Genomic DNA, 15,659 nt, shown 5'->3' with positions numbered 1-15,659 from the left:
GATGGTTTCGGGCTTTTTCTTTTACTCTCATCCCTAAAAATGATAAGATTCATATATAAGCATTCTAATGAAGTAAGGAGATTGAAATGGCGAAAGTCAAGACGAAGTTCTATTGTACGGAATGCGGTTATGAAACGGCCAAATGGTATGGAAAATGTCCGGGTTGTAGCAGCTGGAACACGATGGTTGAAGAGACGCAGACGGTTGTAAAGACGCAAGGGATGCAATCCCCAATTTTTCATACGAAAGAAAAACCACAATCGATCATACATATAGAGAGTGGCAAAGAACCGCGAGTACAGACAAATATCGGGGAATTAAATCGTGTACTCGGCGGCGGTTTCGTGCCTGGCTCTTTGATATTAGTCGGGGGAGATCCGGGGATCGGGAAGTCAACACTTTTGCTGCAGACATCACATGCCTTAACGGTAGCAGGGTTGAAAGTTCTCTATGTATCTGGGGAAGAATCGGTGCGGCAGACTAGACTGCGCGCAGATCGGTTAAATGCATTATCGGAGTCTTTGTTTGTGCTGTGTGAGACCAATTTGGAACAAATTGAAGAAGCCATTGAAGAAATTCAACCTGACTTTCTAGTCATTGACTCCATTCAGACGGTATATCAACCCTCTGTGGCTTCGGCGCCTGGAAGTGTCTCACAGGTTCGTGAATGTACGACGCACTTTATGCGTATTGCTAAAGTAAAAGGAATTGCGACAGTACTTGTAGGTCATGTGACCAAAGAGGGAGCCATCGCAGGCCCGCGACTGTTGGAGCATATGGTGGATTGCGTGCTTTATTTTGAGGGGGAACGGCATCATACCTATCGCTTGTTACGAGCGGTGAAGAACCGTTTTGGATCCACGAATGAAATCGGGATCTTTGAGATGCAAGAGACGGGGCTGGTTGAAGTTACAAATCCGTCCGAGCTCTTCTTGTCCGAACGGCCCATGGGGGTTGCTGGTTCATCGGTTGTCGCTAGTGTAGAGGGGACGCGACCGGTTCTGGTCGAACTGCAAGCACTTGTTGCCTCGACGAATTTTCCTTCCCCAAGACGAATGTCCACGGGCGTGGATCATCAACGAATGTCCTTAATTATTGCCGTATTAGAGAAGCGGATGGGCATGTTTTTACAAAATCAAGATGCCTATCTCAATGTCGCCGGCGGGGTGAAGTTGGATGAGCCTGCGGTCGATTTAGCGATTGCGGTTAGTATTGCATCGAGCTTTCGAGACGCACCGACACAACCATACGATGTCTTTTTTGGAGAAATTGGTCTGACCGGTGAAGTACGGGCGGTATCACGTGTGGAACAACGCGTCAAAGAAGCGCAAAAGCTCGGATTTAAACGTGTGATCATGCCAGAGAAAAGTATGAAGGGGTGGAAAGCGCCCAAGGGAATTGAAATTATTGGAGTAAATACGGTAGCGGAAGCACTCACAGCTGCATTAGGTTAGGGGGCATAATAGAGAATGAAAGAAACGACTCAACAAGATAATGTAAATGAACTACTGCGTTTAGTTTCGCCAGGTACACCGTTTCGGGATGGTCTAGAGAACGTATTGCGTGCCAAAACGGGCGGATTGATTGTTGTGGGCTATAGCCCGGAAGTGATGGAAGTCGTGGATGGTGGGTTTTCCATCAATTGCGATTTTTCCCCGAACTATTTGTACGAGTTAGCCAAAATGGATGGCGCGATCATTATTAGTGAAGACTTAAAGAGAATCTTATATGCGAACACACAGCTTATTCCGGATTCATCGATTTCCTCCATTGAGACAGGAATTCGACATCGTACGGCGGAGCGGGTAGCTAAACAGACAGGTAAGCTTGTTGTGTCGATTTCTCAACGGCGTAACGTGATTACTCTGTATCAAGGCAACCTGCGCTATTCGCTCAAAGAGATGGGTGTCATCCTAACCAAAGCGAACCAAGCGATTCAGACGCTGGAACGGTATAAAGCCGTGTTGAATCAAGCATTGACGAATTTGACAGCATCGGAATTTGAGGAGCTTGTAACCCTGCAAGAAGTTGTACATGTGGTACAGCGGTTTGAAATGGCGCTCCGAATCAAGCAGGAAATTAAGCGTTACATTCACGAGTTAGGCAACGAAGGTCGCTTGATTAGCATGCAGATGGAAGAGCTGGTCGGGAATACCGAAGAAGATGCGAGATTGTTAATTAAGGATTATGCCCGCGACAATTCTGAGGAGAAGATGAAAGAAATCTTCCTTCAATTGAAAAAATGCACCTCGGATGAATTATTGGATCCACATCATCTAATCCGGTTATTAGGATATCCGACGTCCAATTTGGTAGCGGAAGAATCCGTTGCACCACGCGGATATCGGGTCCTAAGCAAGATCCCAAGGTTACCGAATGTGATTATCAACAATCTGGTTCAACGCTTCCACCAGCTGGCACATGTGACCATGGCAACGATCGAAGAATTGGATGAAGTGGATGGTATTGGGGAAGTGCGGGCACGTACGATCAAGGAAGGTCTTAAGCGGATTCAAGAACAGGTGTTTATTGACAGACAAATATAATTTGTCATACAATCAATAGATGACACTGGGGCATAGTAAATATGAGGTGAGTATATGATAACAAAATCGATTCCGAACCTGTTTACCATTGGTAATTTGGTGCTCGGGATTATTTCCATCATATTAGTGTTTAACGGCCATTTTGATTATGCCGCTATTATGGTGATTATTGCTATGCTAATGGATGGATTAGATGGTCGGGTAGCCCGTGCGTTAAACGTCCAGAGTGAATTTGGTAAGGAGCTCGATTCCTTATCGGATGTAATATCGTTCGGTGTTGCTCCAGCGTTTATTATGTATGTAACTGCTTTTACACATTTGGCTCCAGCGCTGGCTTGGACTGTAACGGCAATATTCCCGATCTGCGGGGCGCTTCGTCTTGCAAGATTTAATGTGATATCAGGCACACCGGGTTACTTCATTGGATTACCGATTCCAGCTGCAGGCGGTGTTCTATGTACGCTGGCATTATTTCACGAAGATCTTGCAACGCCATATCTCGTCATTAGCTCGCTGCTACTGTCGTATTTGATGGTTAGCCGCGTTAAATATCCGAATTTCAAAAAAGTAGGCGTACCTAAGAAAGCTTTCTGGATTGCACCTGTTGTTATCCTTGTTGCACTTGTTCTTGCTATTCAATTCCCGAAACAAACGCCAAAGCTTATTCTTATTCCACTCGCATTCTATGCGTTGTACGGCCTAAAAAAAAACGTTGAACAGGTATTCACAAAACGTCGTAAAAGTCAACGTGCGGCTGCGAAGTCGGATGACTCGTCACGTACGGATCAAATGAGCAATTGAACGGAATAACCGAATGATAATAAAAAGCATTTATTTCGTACTCCGATGGAGACGTTATAAATGCTTTTTTTCATGGGGATGAAAGATCTAAGATAAGTTAAAAAAACCAAGGGTCGAACATTTGTCAGACTCATTCTGGACAACGTCTTCCATATTCACATCGAGCAAATTGCAGAGGGCTGACATATAGAAAAGATTTCGTCCAAGCTCAGCGGTAACGACTTCTTTGCAGTTCTCGCATAGCTGTCCATTCAAATGGCTGGACAGTTGGTGCTTGGTTTCGTGAAGTTCATGATTCTCAGGATAGAGCTGCTTGCTTGCGTTGAGTTCAATACAACCGCATTCTGTAATCGCTTTCACTACGGATCGATTTACAGATGAGTTCGACTGACCGTATTTCGATAGGACATCCAAGAGACTGCGGTGCCTGAGTAATAGCTCGGATACTTGTTGTTGGAAATCTTGTAAAGTTGGCGTGCTCATGTGTTTACACCTCGATTTATTATTAGTCTTGTAAACATTCCTAACGAGAGAATCTTACCTCAATTATAAGTGAAGCATTTGCCAGTTATCAATGAAAAAAGTTATGAACCTGAGATTAGCTTGGATGAATTTGGACCATAATTGTAAAAGGAGGTGAATAGCATGTTAAAAAAAGGGGTACTTACCCTAGGAATGTTATTAGGAGCATGGTTTGGATATGGCATGTACGCTATCGCAGGTGAGCCAACGGCATGGCTAGGATCATTATTTGGGGATGCAAGTGTATTGGCTGGAACCATTCTTAGTATGGGATTTGGTATGGTGCTATTTTGGGTCTTATTTTCGCTTAGCTCAAGCTTGATGATTTCCTACGTCCAACGAGGTTTACTCATGTTATCGGAGTTACCGTTCGAACAGGTATTTGCAGGGTTTCTTGGACTCATCGGGGGACTGGGCGTCGCAGCACTCCTAGATCCTGTCATCATGCGTGTGGGCGCGTTAGGCGTCGTATTCGCTGCGATCCTTACGATTGGTTGTGGTGTCGCGGGACTATGGATTGGGATGCAGAAGAAAAGTGAACTGATCGCGCTTCTGTCACGAGGGAAAGATTCCTCTGGCGGGCGTACGGCAGATCGTGGGCTAGAAGAACATAAAATTCTGGATACCAGTGTCATTATTGATGGGCGAATCGCGGATATTTGTAAGACGGGGTTTCTCGAAGGTACGATTGTTATCCCAGAGTTTGTGCTCGAAGAACTTCAGCATATTGCTGATTCTTCTGATTTATTAAAGCGAAATCGCGGACGCCGCGGACTTGATATTTTGAATAAAATCCAGAAGGAACTTGAAGTAAAGGTATTGATTTATGAAGGTGACTTTGAAGAGATTTCCGAGGTAGACAGCAAGCTGGTGAAGCTCGCGAAGGTCTTGCAAGGGAAAGTCGTAACCAATGACTATAACCTCAACAAAGTATGCGAATTGCAAGGTGTCTCTGTACTCAATATCAATGATTTAGCGAATGCCGTGAAACCTGTCGTTCTACCTGGCGAAGAAATTATTGTACAAGTTATTAAGGACGGTAAAGAACACGGGCAAGGTGTGGCGTATTTGGATGATGGAACGATGATTGTCGTCGAAGGCGGCCGCGATTATATTGGTACGACGATGGAAGTGTTGGTGACGAGCGTTTTACAGACATCGGCAGGCAGAATGATCTTTGCGAAGCCAAAATTATTGGAAAAAGCCCAATAAAAAAGGTATGCTTAACTCACAGGTCGAATTCATAAGGGTTGGACAAATACTTGTGATAAGCAAGGCAGGGATCGTAAATGAAAAAGCAAGTTGGTGCGGTAATCGTTGCGGCAGGGAAAGGCTCACGGATGGGTACCCCGGAAAGTAAGCAATATCTGCGGCTAGAAGGCAAGCCAATTCTCATACATACCATGATGCAATTCGAACAGATGTCCTGGGTGGACGAAATTGTTCTCGTTGTAGGGGCACAAGATGTTGAACGTTGTACGGGATGGGTGGAGGAATTTAATCTCCGGAAAGTAACGCATATTGTTGCTGGCGGAGCAGAACGACAATACTCGGTCTACCAAGGGTTGCTTGCGGCGAATACCGAGTGGGTCCTGATCCATGACGGCGTGAGACCTTTCGTGACGGAGGAGCGGGTGCGAGCTTGCTATGAAGCAGCTGTACAGCAAGGAGCTTCTGTACTCGCCGTCCCGGTGAAAGACACTATTAAACAGGTTAATGAAGCAGGTATGATTGTGCATACGCCTGATCGCCGTAGCTTGTGGGCTATCCAAACCCCACAAGCTTTTCGACGTTCGGATGTCCTTCGCGCACATGAACAAGCCGTACAAGATCAAGTGGTTGGAACGGATGATGCGATGTTAGTGGAACGTCTTGGCATCGGTGTGCATGTGGTGGAAGGCGAGTATACGAATATCAAAATTACGACACCAGAGGATCTTGTCTCTGCACAATTCTGGTTACAACAAATGAGGGAGGAACAGTCATGATTCGAGTGGGACAAGGATTTGATGTGCATCAATTGGTGGAAGGAAGGCCGTGTATTATTGGAGGGGTTACGATTCCTTATGAAAAGGGGCTGCTAGGACATTCTGATGCAGATGTACTATTGCATGCGATTAGTGATGCCATTTTAGGTGCACTAGGCAAAGGGGATATTGGTAAACATTTTCCAGATACAGATGCAGCATTTAAAGATGCAGATAGTGTGAAGCTGCTAGAGGAAATATGGGCGATGGCCAAAGCCGAGGGATACGTCCTTGGGAACTTGGACTGTACGATCATTGCGCAGAAGCCGAAGATGTTGCCTTACATTCCGCAAATGCAAGAAGTTATCGCGAAGTCGTTGGAGTGTGACTCCACCAAAATTAATGTCAAAGCAACGACAACGGAGCAACTCGGATTTGTCGGACGCAGCGAAGGAATCGCGGCACAATCGGTTGTCTGCCTGATTCAAGATGTGCTATGATTTGGGGATATAGAGGCGGAGTTTTCCGCTATTTTGGCTAGGGAAAGGGAGCTAGAGTATTATGACACAGGAAGTCCGTGTACGTTATGCGCCAAGCCCAACGGGACACTTACATATCGGTAATGCAAGAACGGCGTTATTTAACTATTTGTTCGCTCGTCACAATAAAGGGAAATTTATTATTCGTATTGAGGATACAGACGTCAAGCGTAATATTGAAGGCGGCGAAGAGAGCCAACTGACTTATTTGAAATGGCTAGGCATCGACTGGGATGAAAGCATTGATGTTGGTGGAGAATATGGACCTTATCGCCAGATGGAACGTCTGGATATTTATAAAACGTATTGGCAGCAGTTGATTGATTCAGGAATGGCGTACAAATGTTATTGCACAGAGGAAGAAATAGAGCAAGAGCGCGAAGAGCAGACCGCTCGCGGTGAAATGCCGCGTTATTCTGGTCGCCATCGTGACTTAACGGAAGCGCAGCGCCAAGCCTTCGAAGCAGAAGGCCGTGTACCAAGTGTCCGTTTCCGCGTGCCGGAAGGGAAGACGTATACATTCGATGATATGGTGAAAGGCACGATCTCGTTCGAATCGGAAGTATCCGGCGACTTCGTCATCGTGAAGAAAGACGGAATCCCGACGTATAACTTTGCGGTTGTCATCGATGATTATTTAATGAAGATTACGCATGTCCTTCGCGGTGAAGACCATGTATCCAATACGCCTCGTCAGTTGATGATTTATGAAGCTTTGGGCTGGGAACCCCCTCAGTTCGCACATATGACATTGATCGTCAATGAGAATCATAAGAAATTAAGTAAACGGGATGAATCCATTATCCAGTTTATTGAACAATATGATCAGCTGGGTTATTTGCCAGAAGCCTTATTTAATTTCATAGCTCTATTGGGCTGGTCTCCTAAAGGCGAAGATGAGATCTTCTCACGGGAGCAGTTTATCGAGATTTTCGAAGCGAGTCGGTTGTCTAAGAGTCCTGCCGTGTTCGATACGAACAAATTAAGCTGGTTAAATAATCACTATATTAAGAATGAAGAGACATCGCGTATAGCTGCAATGGCGATTCCACATTTGCAAAAAGCAGGATTGTTGCCAGCAACCTTATCTGAAGAACAACAAGCGTGGGCGACGGCATTAGTCGCACTATATCAAGAGCAAATGAGATCCGCTTCCGATATCGTCGAGTTATCTTCGTTATTCTTCCAAGACCAAGTTGAGATGGATGAAGAAGCAACAGCCGTTCTTGCAGAAGAGCAGGTGCCAGCAGTACTTGCTGCATTCCTTGGCAAAGCAGAAGCATTAACCGAATTTACAGCGGATGCCATGAAGACTGCAATTAAGGAAGTACAGAAGGAAACCGGTTTTAAAGGCAAGCAATTGTTCATGCCTATTCGTGTTGCCTTAACAGGACAGACACATGGTCGTGATCTGAACGAGACGATTGCACTGTTAGGCCAAGAGAAAGTTGTTGCTCGTTTACGTGAACGGAACGCGTAATGCGTAGTTCATGATTAACGCTATTTATAAAAATTGGCATGATGAGCGGTAAATCATCTCTTGTCAGACAAACCCCGCTTATATATAATTACAATCAATATCATTTTAAAAGCTTTGAACAGGAGAAGTACGCTTGATTAGCAGGATTTCCAGAGAGGGCAACGATTGGCTGTGAATTGCCTAATCCTCGGAAGCGGAACATGCGCCTGGGAGCTATATTTCCGAGCTGCGGAAGCAGGGTGGGGAATATCGTGCCGTTCGCGTTAAGAACGCTAAAGTGGAGTACCTCTAAGGGAGATTTGGAAGTACTCAAGCAGAGTGGGACCGCGTACGAACGTCTCTGCAGCATTCATTTGCTGTAGGGGCGTTTTCTATTTTTGGGGGATAGAAGGGGATCATCATGTTTCAAAGAATGAAATCAGATATTCAGACCGTCTTCGAGAATGATCCGGCGGCGAGAAGTAAATTTGAAGTGGTCTTTACGTATTCTGGTTTACATGCCATTTGGGCGCATCGGTTCGCGAACTGGTTTTTCAAACATAAATTATATACGGTCGCTCGCGTCATTTCACAGACCAGCCGCTTTTTCACAGGGATTGAAATACATCCTGGCGCAACGCTTGGAGAGCGTCTGTTCATTGACCATGGGATGGGCGTCGTCATTGGCGAGACCTGCGAGATTGGCAATAATGTCGTGATATATCAAGGCGTAACGCTGGGCGGGACCGGTAAAGAAAAAGGAAAGCGGCACCCAACCATTGGCAACAATGTCGTTATTGCTTCAGGAGCGAAGGTACTGGGTTCATTTCGAATTGGTGATAATGTGATGATTGGGGCAAATTCGGTCGTACTGAATGAAGTCCCGCCGAATAGTACGGTCGTCGGCATTCCAGGTAGAATCGTGAAACAGAACGGGAAACGTCTCGATCGTCTCAGTCATAATCAAGTCTCTGACCCCATCATTGATCAATTTAGACAGATGCAAGAGCAGATAGACCGGATGAAAAAAGAAATAGATGTGTTACAAGAACAACAGCGGATGAAAGAAGGAGTGTAAACGATGGCGTTACATCTTTACAATACGATGAATCGAACGAAGGAGCTTTTTGTTCCGCAACAATCTGGCAAGGTGAGTATGTATGTTTGCGGACCAACGGTTTATGATTACATGCATATCGGGAACGCACGTCCCGTTATTGTCTTCGATGTCGTTCGCCGTTACCTAGAGGCGATTGGCTATGAAGTTAATTATGTGTCAAACTTTACGGATGTAGATGATAAATTGATTCGTAAGGCAGAACAGATGGGATCGACTGTGCCTGAAGTTGCAAATCAATTCATTCAAGCGTTTCAGGAAGATATCGAAGGTCTTGGTGTTCGTCCGGCAACCGTGCATCCGCGTGTTACGGACAATATCCCAGAGATTATTGCGTTTATACAAGGATTAGTGGATCAAGGGTATGCATATGCGAAGGATGGCGACGTATATTTCCGCACGCAGAAATTCCAAGATTATGGGAAACTGTCCCATCAGAATATCGATGAATTGCAATTCGGCATTCGGATTGAAGTGGATGAGCGCAAAGAAAATGCCCAAGATTTTGTGCTCTGGAAAGGCGCGAAACCAGGCGAAATTTTCTGGAGCAGTCCATGGGGAGACGGCCGTCCGGGCTGGCATATTGAATGCTCTGCGATGGCACAACGCTATTTGGGGGATACTTTAGATATTCACGGGGGCGGTCAAGACTTGCAATTCCCTCATCATGAGTGTGAGATTGCGCAGTCTGAAGCACGGACAGGAAAATCGTTCGCGAACTACTGGATGCATAACGGTTATATTAATATCGATAATGAGAAGATGTCCAAATCCTTAGGAAATGGCATCACCGTTGTAGAACTCCGCAAAAGATTCAAACCAACGGTTCTACGTTACTTCATGCTTGCCGCGCACTACCGCAACCCTTTGAACTTTACCGATGAAATCATCGGCCAAGCGGAGAATAGCGTAGCGCGGATCGAGAACGCGTATGCGAATGTTGAGCATCGTCTTCAAGCGCTGCAACCGGATGAATCGAAGACACTCGAGAGCGTAAACGCAGAGTTGGCAGCGAAGCTTGTTCAAATTCGTGAAATGTTCCATACGAAGATGCAGGATGATTTCAATACGGCCGATGCCATTACAGCTTGGTTCGACGCCGTGAGTGAAGCCAATCAACTCTTGAAACGCGATGATGTTACTTATGTAGAACTCAAGGCAATCGCGGATGTATTCGATGATTTTAACCAAGTGCTGGGGTTAGTCGTGACGGAAACGAATGATTTATTAGATGAAGAAATCGAAAACTTAATTGCGGAGCGGGTTGAAGCACGCCAAACGAAAAATTGGAAGCGGGCCGACGAAATTCGTGATTTATTAGCAGAGAAGAATATCATCTTAGAAGACACACCTCAGGGCATGCGGTGGCGCCGGAAATGAGAGTAGGTGGAGTATGGATATAAGAGATGGGCAGGAACCAGCTTTATGGTTTCCGTATCCGCCAGCGAAAAAACCACAATTAACGAATCCTATTGTATTGGCTTATATCGGTGATGCAATCTATGAGGTCGCGATTCGGCAGTATCTTATTTCTCAGCCGAATCAGCGTCCGCATCATTTGCATCGACAGGCGACGCAGATGGTATCTGCCAAAGCGCAGTGCAAATTTCTTAATTTATGGATGCCACACTTAACCGAGGAAGAACAAGATGTGGTTCGCCAAGGGCGCAATGCGAAATCAGGGAGTATCCCTAAGAACGCAGATGTTTTGGAGTATCGGCATGCGACAGCGTTTGAATGCCTTGTTGGTTATTTGTATTACAGCAACCGAATGGATCGGCTACAAGAATTAATTGGGCTTGCGATTGAACATATACAACAAGAGAAGACAACAACATAAGGCTCGGGAGGCTATAAGAATGGAAGAGGAATTTATTGAATTTATCGCGGGGAAGCACTCGGTTATCGAGGCGCTTCGTTCTGGTCGAACGATTAATAAAATATGGATTGCAGATAATGCGCAGAAACATTTGACATTGCCTATACTCGCAGAAGCGAAGAATGCGAAGATCGTTGTTCAAAATGCGGACAAGCGTAAGCTGGATCAAATGGTACCGGGTGTACAACATCAAGGTGTAGTCGCACAAGTTGCTGCGTACGGATATGTAGAAGTGGAAGATATTCTGGCTTCAGCCCAGGAACGGGGCGAGCAGCCCTTCATACTGATTTTGGATGAGATCGAGGATCCGCACAATTTAGGTTCGATTCTACGTACGGCAGATTGTACGGGTGTCCATGGTGTCATTATTCCGAAGCGTCGTGCCGTAGGATTAACAGCAACCGTATCCAAAACTTCTGCTGGAGCGGTCGAGTATGTACCGGTAGCACGCGTAACGAACTTAGCACAGACGTTGGATCAGTTGAAAAAAGAAGGCGTCTGGGTGGTCGGCACGGATGTCGAAGCAGAACAAGAGCTATTCGAAGCGAACCATTTTAATATGCCGATTGCGATTATTATTGGTAATGAGAACAAAGGTATGGGACGACTATTAAAAGATAAATGTGATTTTCTAATTAAGCTGCCTATGGCAGGTAAGATCAATTCCTTGAATGCATCCGTAGCGGCAGGTGTCTTCATGTATGAGGTAATACGACAGCGTAAGCAGCAAGGTTAGAGATGGGAAAAAAGCAAAAGCTGGACATGCGCGATGTCTTGCTTGTAGATGGTTATAATATGATCGGCTCATGGCCGCAATTGGTCGCGATGTCACGCATTAGTCTACAGGAAGCAAGGGATCATTTGCTTAATCAGTTAGCGGACTACCAAGCCTTTTCGGGACGGCGGGTTATCGTGGTTTTTGATGCTTACAAAGTACCGGGGCTTGGGGGCGCGTTCGCCCAGAATAAGATCACCGTTCATTTTACCAAGGAAAAAGAAACTGCCGATGAATGCATCGAACGCTTTGTCCACGAACTGATGCATCGACGCAGACAAATTTATGTAGCCACTTCGGATTCCGTGGAGCAGCATGTTGCTTTTGGGCAAGGGGCGTTACGGATATCGGCTAGAGAATTGTTGCTCGAACTCGATCAGAATAAGCGTGATGTAAAGCAGTATATCGATGTTGATAGACCGAACAGCAACAGAAATCCACTAGAAGGCAAAATGAAGGAAGATATTCGCTCCAAGCTTGAAGAATGGCGCAGAGGGAATTGGAGTCCCTAACCTGGCAAGGTAACCGTTAAAATATGGAATTTCAAGGTAAATATGTTACTGGTAATAGATTTTGGGTTGACATTGGTTGACGGTCTAGGTTACATAATATATACTGGAGTCTATACTTGATAGAGAAGTTGCTGACGTTGCTGGGCGGAGGGATTTTGGTGAGTGTCGACCTCAATGATTTAAAAATGCTCGATTATGACATCAGAACAGACGAAGATATCGTTGATGCCGTCCGCGAAGGCGACAGTGATGCACTTGAGTACTTGATTAATAAGTACCGTAATTTTGTACGCGCGAAGGCGCGCTCTTATTTTTTAATAGGGGCTGACCGGGAAGATATTATCCAAGAAGGTATGATAGGTTTATATAAATCGATTCGAGATTTTAAAGGTGATAAACTCGCCTCATTCAAGGCGTTTGCAGAACTATGTATCACAAGACAGATTATTACTGCGATTAAGACGGCGACGCGGCAGAAGCATATACCGCTCAATTCTTATGTTTCTTTAGACAAGCCGATTTATGATGAAGATTCGGATCGTACGTTGTTGGATGTCATATGCGGTTCCCGAGTTTCGGATCCGGAAGAACTGATTATTAATCAAGAAGAGTTCGTCGGGTTAGAGGACAAGATGTCGGAGATACTTAGTGATCTTGAACGCAAAGTGCTTATGCTGTATTTGGATGGACGGTCTTATCAGGAAATTGCTGTTGATCTGGATCGACATGTGAAGTCTATTGATAATGCTTTGCAACGAGTGAAGCGTAAGTTAGAACGTTATCTAGAAGTTCGTGATCTTGGTTTGTAGAAAATGGATAGAATGCACCCCTTAGAGTACGCATTGGCAGCGATGTCCCAATGTGCTTTAAAGGGTGCATTTTTAGTTGTAGATATTGTTGAAATTCTGTTTAGGAAATGTATCGATTTGTTAAATAATTGGAAAATACGATAGTCATTTCTGTCCGTAATATTCGAATAGATCTAGATGGAGCGCAAAGATGCTTACAAGGTTTATCTTTTCATAGAGTGACCAATACTGTAATTAATTGAATAGAAGCTCTGCCCTTCATTGACATGGATTCTCCTGTATGATAAAGTGTTTTAGGTAGCCCTAAATATGCGTACGTTTTTTTAGGATGAATATAGACATGACTTTTAAAAGTATGTCTTCGGGAGGTGCACATCATGCGGGTAATTATAACGTTGGCTTGTACGAATTGTAAGCAAAGAAACTACACAACCAGCAAAAACAAGCGAAATCACCCCGACCGCATGGAGATGAAGAAATTTTGCAAGTATTGCAACGAGCAGACTTCTCATCGCGAAACAAGATAGTTTTTTGGAGGTGTCGTCGTGTCTTTCGTAGGTAGTGTAAAACGCAGCTTTGGATCTATGTTTTCCTACATCTCAGAAAGCTGGGCAGAGCTTAAAAAGGTTCGCTGGCCTAGTCGTAAAGAGTTGACAAGCTATACACTGGTTGTAGTTTTTACAGTTGTGCTTATGACGATTTACTTCTGGGTTCTTGACATCGGTATTTCTTCGTTGGTCGAAGCGATTATTTAAGAAGGGTCCCGGGTGGCTAGTTATGGAGAAAAGATGGTACGTCGTTCATACCTATTCAGGGTATGAAAACAAAGTAAAAGCCAATTTAGAAAAGCGCGTCGAGTCTATGGACATGAAAGACAAGATTTTCCGTGTTCTTGTTCCTATGGAAGAAGAAGTGGTGAACAAAGACGGTAAGAAAAAAACCGTTATGCGTAAAGTTTACCCTGGTTATGTCTTGGTTGAAATGATCCAAACCGATGATTCTTGGTATGTTGTGCGCAATACACCAGGAGTTACGGGATTCGTCGGTTCTACAGGTTCTGGTTCCAAACCAACAGCTCTGTTGCCTGAAGAAGTGGAACAAATTCTGAAGCACATGGGTATGGAAGAGCCGAAACCGAAAATCGAATTCGATTTGAAAGAATCTGTGCGTATCAAAGTTGGTCCTTTTGCGAATTTTGTTGGATCGGTAGAAGAAATTATTATCGAGAAAAGCAAGCTGAAAGTTCACGTCAACATGTTTGGGCGAGAAACCCCGCTAGAGTTGGATTACACTCAAGTGGAGAAGATATAATTATTTTGTCTGGTTTCTTGTGGGAGGGAATCATCCCGTCTACCACATACTAGAGCAAGGAGGTGTTTCACATGGCTAAAAAGGTAATTAAAATGGTGAAACTGCAAGTTCCTGCAGGGAAAGCAAATCCAGCACCGCCAATCGGTCCAGCATTGGGTCAAGCGGGTGTTAACATTATGGCTTTCTGTAAAGAGTTCAATGCTCGTACAGCAGATCAAGCGGGTCTAATTATTCCTGTTGAAATCACTGTGTTTGAGGATCGTTCCTTTACATTTATCACTAAAACTCCACCGGCTGCAGTATTGCTTCGCGTTGCTGCTAAGATCGAAAAAGGATCTGGCGAACCGAACAAGAAGAAAGTTGCAACTGTTAAACGCGCAACTGTTCGTGAAATTGCAGAACAAAAAATGCCTGACTTGAACGCTGCATCTGTAGAAGCTGCAATGCGTATGGTTGAAGGTACTGCCCGCAGTATGGGTATCACAATCGCTGACTAATCGTTAACGATATAGAATGCTTCGCATTCGAACTGCACGACCTGCTTCGCAGGCGTGTATCGTGACCTGCTGTGCAGGCACGCTCGTGACTAACTTCGTTAGCACGTAAGTGGGAGGATTTTCCGCTAAAACCACAAAGGAGGAGAAAACAATGGCTAAACACGGTAAAAAATACCTAGAAGCTGCTAAGCTTATTGATAGCGAAGCAACATACGAGTCTTTGGAAGCTATTGAGCTTGTGAAAAAGGCTGCGACTGCAAAATTCGACGAATCTGTTGAAGTTGCTGTTCGTTTGGGTGTAGACCCTCGTAAACAAGACCAAGCGGTTCGCGGTGTTGTTGTCCTTCCTCACGGAACAGGTAAAACAAAACGCGTTCTTGTATTTGCAAAAGGTGACAAAGCGAAAGAGGCAGAAGCTGCTGGCGCTGACTATGTTGGAGATGCTGACATGATCAACAAAATCCAACAAGGCTGGTTTGACTTTGATGTCTGCGTAGCTACACCAGATATGATGAGTGAAGTTGGTAAATTAGGTCGTCTACTTGGTGGTAAAGGCCTAATGCCGAACCCGAAAGCAGGAACAGTTACTTTCAACGTTACCCAAGCGGTTCAAGAAATCAAAGCGGGTAAAATTGAGTATCGTCTTGATAAAGCGGGTCAAATTCACGCTCCAATCGGTAAAGTATCTTTCGATGCTGAAAAATTAAACGAGAACTTTAAATCGTTAATCGATGCATTGAACAGAGCGAAACCGGCTGCGGCAAAAGGTGTATACTTGAAGAACATTTCTGTATCTTCGACTATGGGTCCTGGCGCTCGCGTAAACGCAGCTTCTTACAGATAAGATCTTTCTCATTGCTGTAAAGCATAGGGAATGATTGGAATGGCGTTGACATTCGTCAAAAGTCGTGATAATCTGTAAAAG

General features: G+C 44.7%; 19 protein-coding genes and 1 other annotated feature. Of the genes, 18 read left to right on the top strand and 1 reads right to left on the bottom strand.

Annotated features, from left to right (window positions below; all coding sequences use genetic code 11):
• Positions 1-86 precede the first annotated feature (86 nt).
• The 3 genes from radA to pssA are packed head-to-tail and all read left to right on the top strand — an operon-like array spanning position 87 to position 3,347.
• On the top strand, positions 87-1,454 hold the full coding sequence (gene radA, locus BVG16_RS30535; RefSeq protein ID WP_078502976.1) for a DNA repair protein RadA: 1,368 nt from the start codon (positions 87-89) through the stop codon (positions 1,452-1,454).
• Between the two features lie 15 nt (positions 1,455-1,469).
• Positions 1,470-2,546: a DNA integrity scanning diadenylate cyclase DisA gene (gene disA, locus BVG16_RS30530; RefSeq protein WP_078502975.1), complete on the top strand. Its 1,077-nt coding sequence runs from the start codon at positions 1,470-1,472 to the stop codon at positions 2,544-2,546.
• A 54-nt stretch (positions 2,547-2,600) separates the two neighbouring features.
• A complete protein-coding gene (gene pssA / locus BVG16_RS30525; RefSeq protein ID WP_078502974.1) occupies positions 2,601-3,347 on the top strand; it encodes a CDP-diacylglycerol--serine O-phosphatidyltransferase in 747 nt (248 codons plus the stop codon).
• 87 nt (positions 3,348-3,434) lie between these two features.
• On the opposite strand, the gene BVG16_RS30520 is transcribed toward pssA, so the two are convergent.
• The gene (locus BVG16_RS30520) at positions 3,435-3,830 is read right to left on the bottom strand and encodes a nucleoside triphosphate pyrophosphohydrolase family protein (protein WP_078502973.1); all 396 of its coding nucleotides are present in this window, start codon (positions 3,828-3,830) and stop codon (positions 3,435-3,437) included.
• A 162-nt stretch (positions 3,831-3,992) separates the two neighbouring features.
• On the opposite strand from BVG16_RS30520, the gene BVG16_RS30515 reads away from it, so the two are divergent.
• The 15 genes from BVG16_RS30515 to rplA all read left to right on the top strand — a co-directional run bounded on the left by BVG16_RS30515 (position 3,993) and on the right by rplA (position 15,578).
• Entirely contained in the window at positions 3,993-5,081 is a 1,089-nt protein-coding gene (locus BVG16_RS30515) for a PIN/TRAM domain-containing protein (RefSeq protein WP_078502972.1), read from the top strand.
• Between the two features lie 77 nt (positions 5,082-5,158).
• Positions 5,159-5,857, top strand: a complete 699-nt coding sequence (ispD, locus tag BVG16_RS30510) for a 2-C-methyl-D-erythritol 4-phosphate cytidylyltransferase (protein ID WP_078502971.1) — start codon at positions 5,159-5,161, stop codon at positions 5,855-5,857.
• Entirely contained in the window at positions 5,854-6,336 is a 483-nt protein-coding gene (gene ispF / locus BVG16_RS30505) for a 2-C-methyl-D-erythritol 2,4-cyclodiphosphate synthase (RefSeq protein ID WP_078502970.1), read from the top strand. The genes ispD and ispF overlap by 4 nt, the downstream gene beginning before the upstream one ends.
• A gap of 61 nt (positions 6,337-6,397) precedes the next feature.
• Positions 6,398-7,855: a glutamate--tRNA ligase gene (gene gltX / locus BVG16_RS30500; RefSeq protein WP_078502969.1), complete on the top strand. Its 1,458-nt coding sequence runs from the start codon at positions 6,398-6,400 to the stop codon at positions 7,853-7,855.
• A gap of 105 nt (positions 7,856-7,960) precedes the next feature.
• Positions 7,961-8,200: a binding site (T-box leader), on the top strand.
• 55 nt (positions 8,201-8,255) lie between these two features.
• The gene (gene cysE, locus BVG16_RS30495; RefSeq protein WP_078502968.1) at positions 8,256-8,912 is read left to right on the top strand and encodes a serine O-acetyltransferase; all 657 of its coding nucleotides are present in this window, start codon (positions 8,256-8,258) and stop codon (positions 8,910-8,912) included.
• Between the two features lie 3 nt (positions 8,913-8,915).
• On the top strand, positions 8,916-10,331 hold the full coding sequence (gene cysS, locus BVG16_RS30490) for a cysteine--tRNA ligase (RefSeq protein WP_078502967.1): 1,416 nt from the start codon (positions 8,916-8,918) through the stop codon (positions 10,329-10,331).
• A 13-nt stretch (positions 10,332-10,344) separates the two neighbouring features.
• Positions 10,345-10,791 (top strand): Mini-ribonuclease 3, encoded by a 447-nt coding sequence (locus BVG16_RS30485; protein ID WP_078502966.1) that lies wholly within the window; start codon positions 10,345-10,347, stop codon positions 10,789-10,791.
• 19 nt (positions 10,792-10,810) lie between these two features.
• On the top strand, positions 10,811-11,566 hold the full coding sequence (gene rlmB / locus BVG16_RS30480) for a 23S rRNA (guanosine(2251)-2'-O)-methyltransferase RlmB (protein WP_078502965.1): 756 nt from the start codon (positions 10,811-10,813) through the stop codon (positions 11,564-11,566).
• A 2-nt stretch (positions 11,567-11,568) separates the two neighbouring features.
• A complete protein-coding gene (locus tag BVG16_RS30475; RefSeq protein WP_078502964.1) occupies positions 11,569-12,117 on the top strand; it encodes an NYN domain-containing protein in 549 nt (182 codons plus the stop codon).
• A 158-nt stretch (positions 12,118-12,275) separates the two neighbouring features.
• Positions 12,276-12,926 (top strand): RNA polymerase sporulation sigma factor SigH, encoded by a 651-nt coding sequence (gene sigH, locus BVG16_RS30470; protein ID WP_078502985.1) that lies wholly within the window; start codon positions 12,276-12,278, stop codon positions 12,924-12,926.
• Positions 12,927-13,303: 377 nt separating this feature from the next.
• Positions 13,304-13,453, top strand: a complete 150-nt coding sequence (rpmG, locus tag BVG16_RS30465; protein WP_078502963.1) for a 50S ribosomal protein L33 — start codon at positions 13,304-13,306, stop codon at positions 13,451-13,453.
• A gap of 57 nt (positions 13,454-13,510) precedes the next feature.
• A complete protein-coding gene (gene secE, locus BVG16_RS30460; protein WP_078502984.1) occupies positions 13,511-13,681 on the top strand; it encodes a preprotein translocase subunit SecE in 171 nt (56 codons plus the stop codon).
• 22 nt (positions 13,682-13,703) lie between these two features.
• Positions 13,704-14,237, top strand: coding sequence for a transcription termination/antitermination protein NusG (gene nusG, locus BVG16_RS30455; protein ID WP_078502962.1), 534 nt, complete (start codon positions 13,704-13,706; stop codon positions 14,235-14,237).
• Between the two features lie 71 nt (positions 14,238-14,308).
• A complete protein-coding gene (gene rplK / locus BVG16_RS30450) occupies positions 14,309-14,734 on the top strand; it encodes a 50S ribosomal protein L11 (protein ID WP_018759725.1) in 426 nt (141 codons plus the stop codon).
• 151 nt (positions 14,735-14,885) lie between these two features.
• Positions 14,886-15,578 (top strand): 50S ribosomal protein L1, encoded by a 693-nt coding sequence (gene rplA, locus BVG16_RS30445; RefSeq protein ID WP_078502961.1) that lies wholly within the window; start codon positions 14,886-14,888, stop codon positions 15,576-15,578.
• Positions 15,579-15,659 lie beyond the last annotated feature (81 nt).

The organism is Paenibacillus selenitireducens (assembly GCF_002021565.1).
GTDB lineage: Bacteria > Bacillota > Bacilli > Paenibacillales > Paenibacillaceae > Paenibacillus_K > Paenibacillus_K selenitireducens.
The sequence above is the reverse complement of the archived record's forward strand: the minus strand, read 5'-3'. Positions and strand labels throughout refer to the sequence as shown.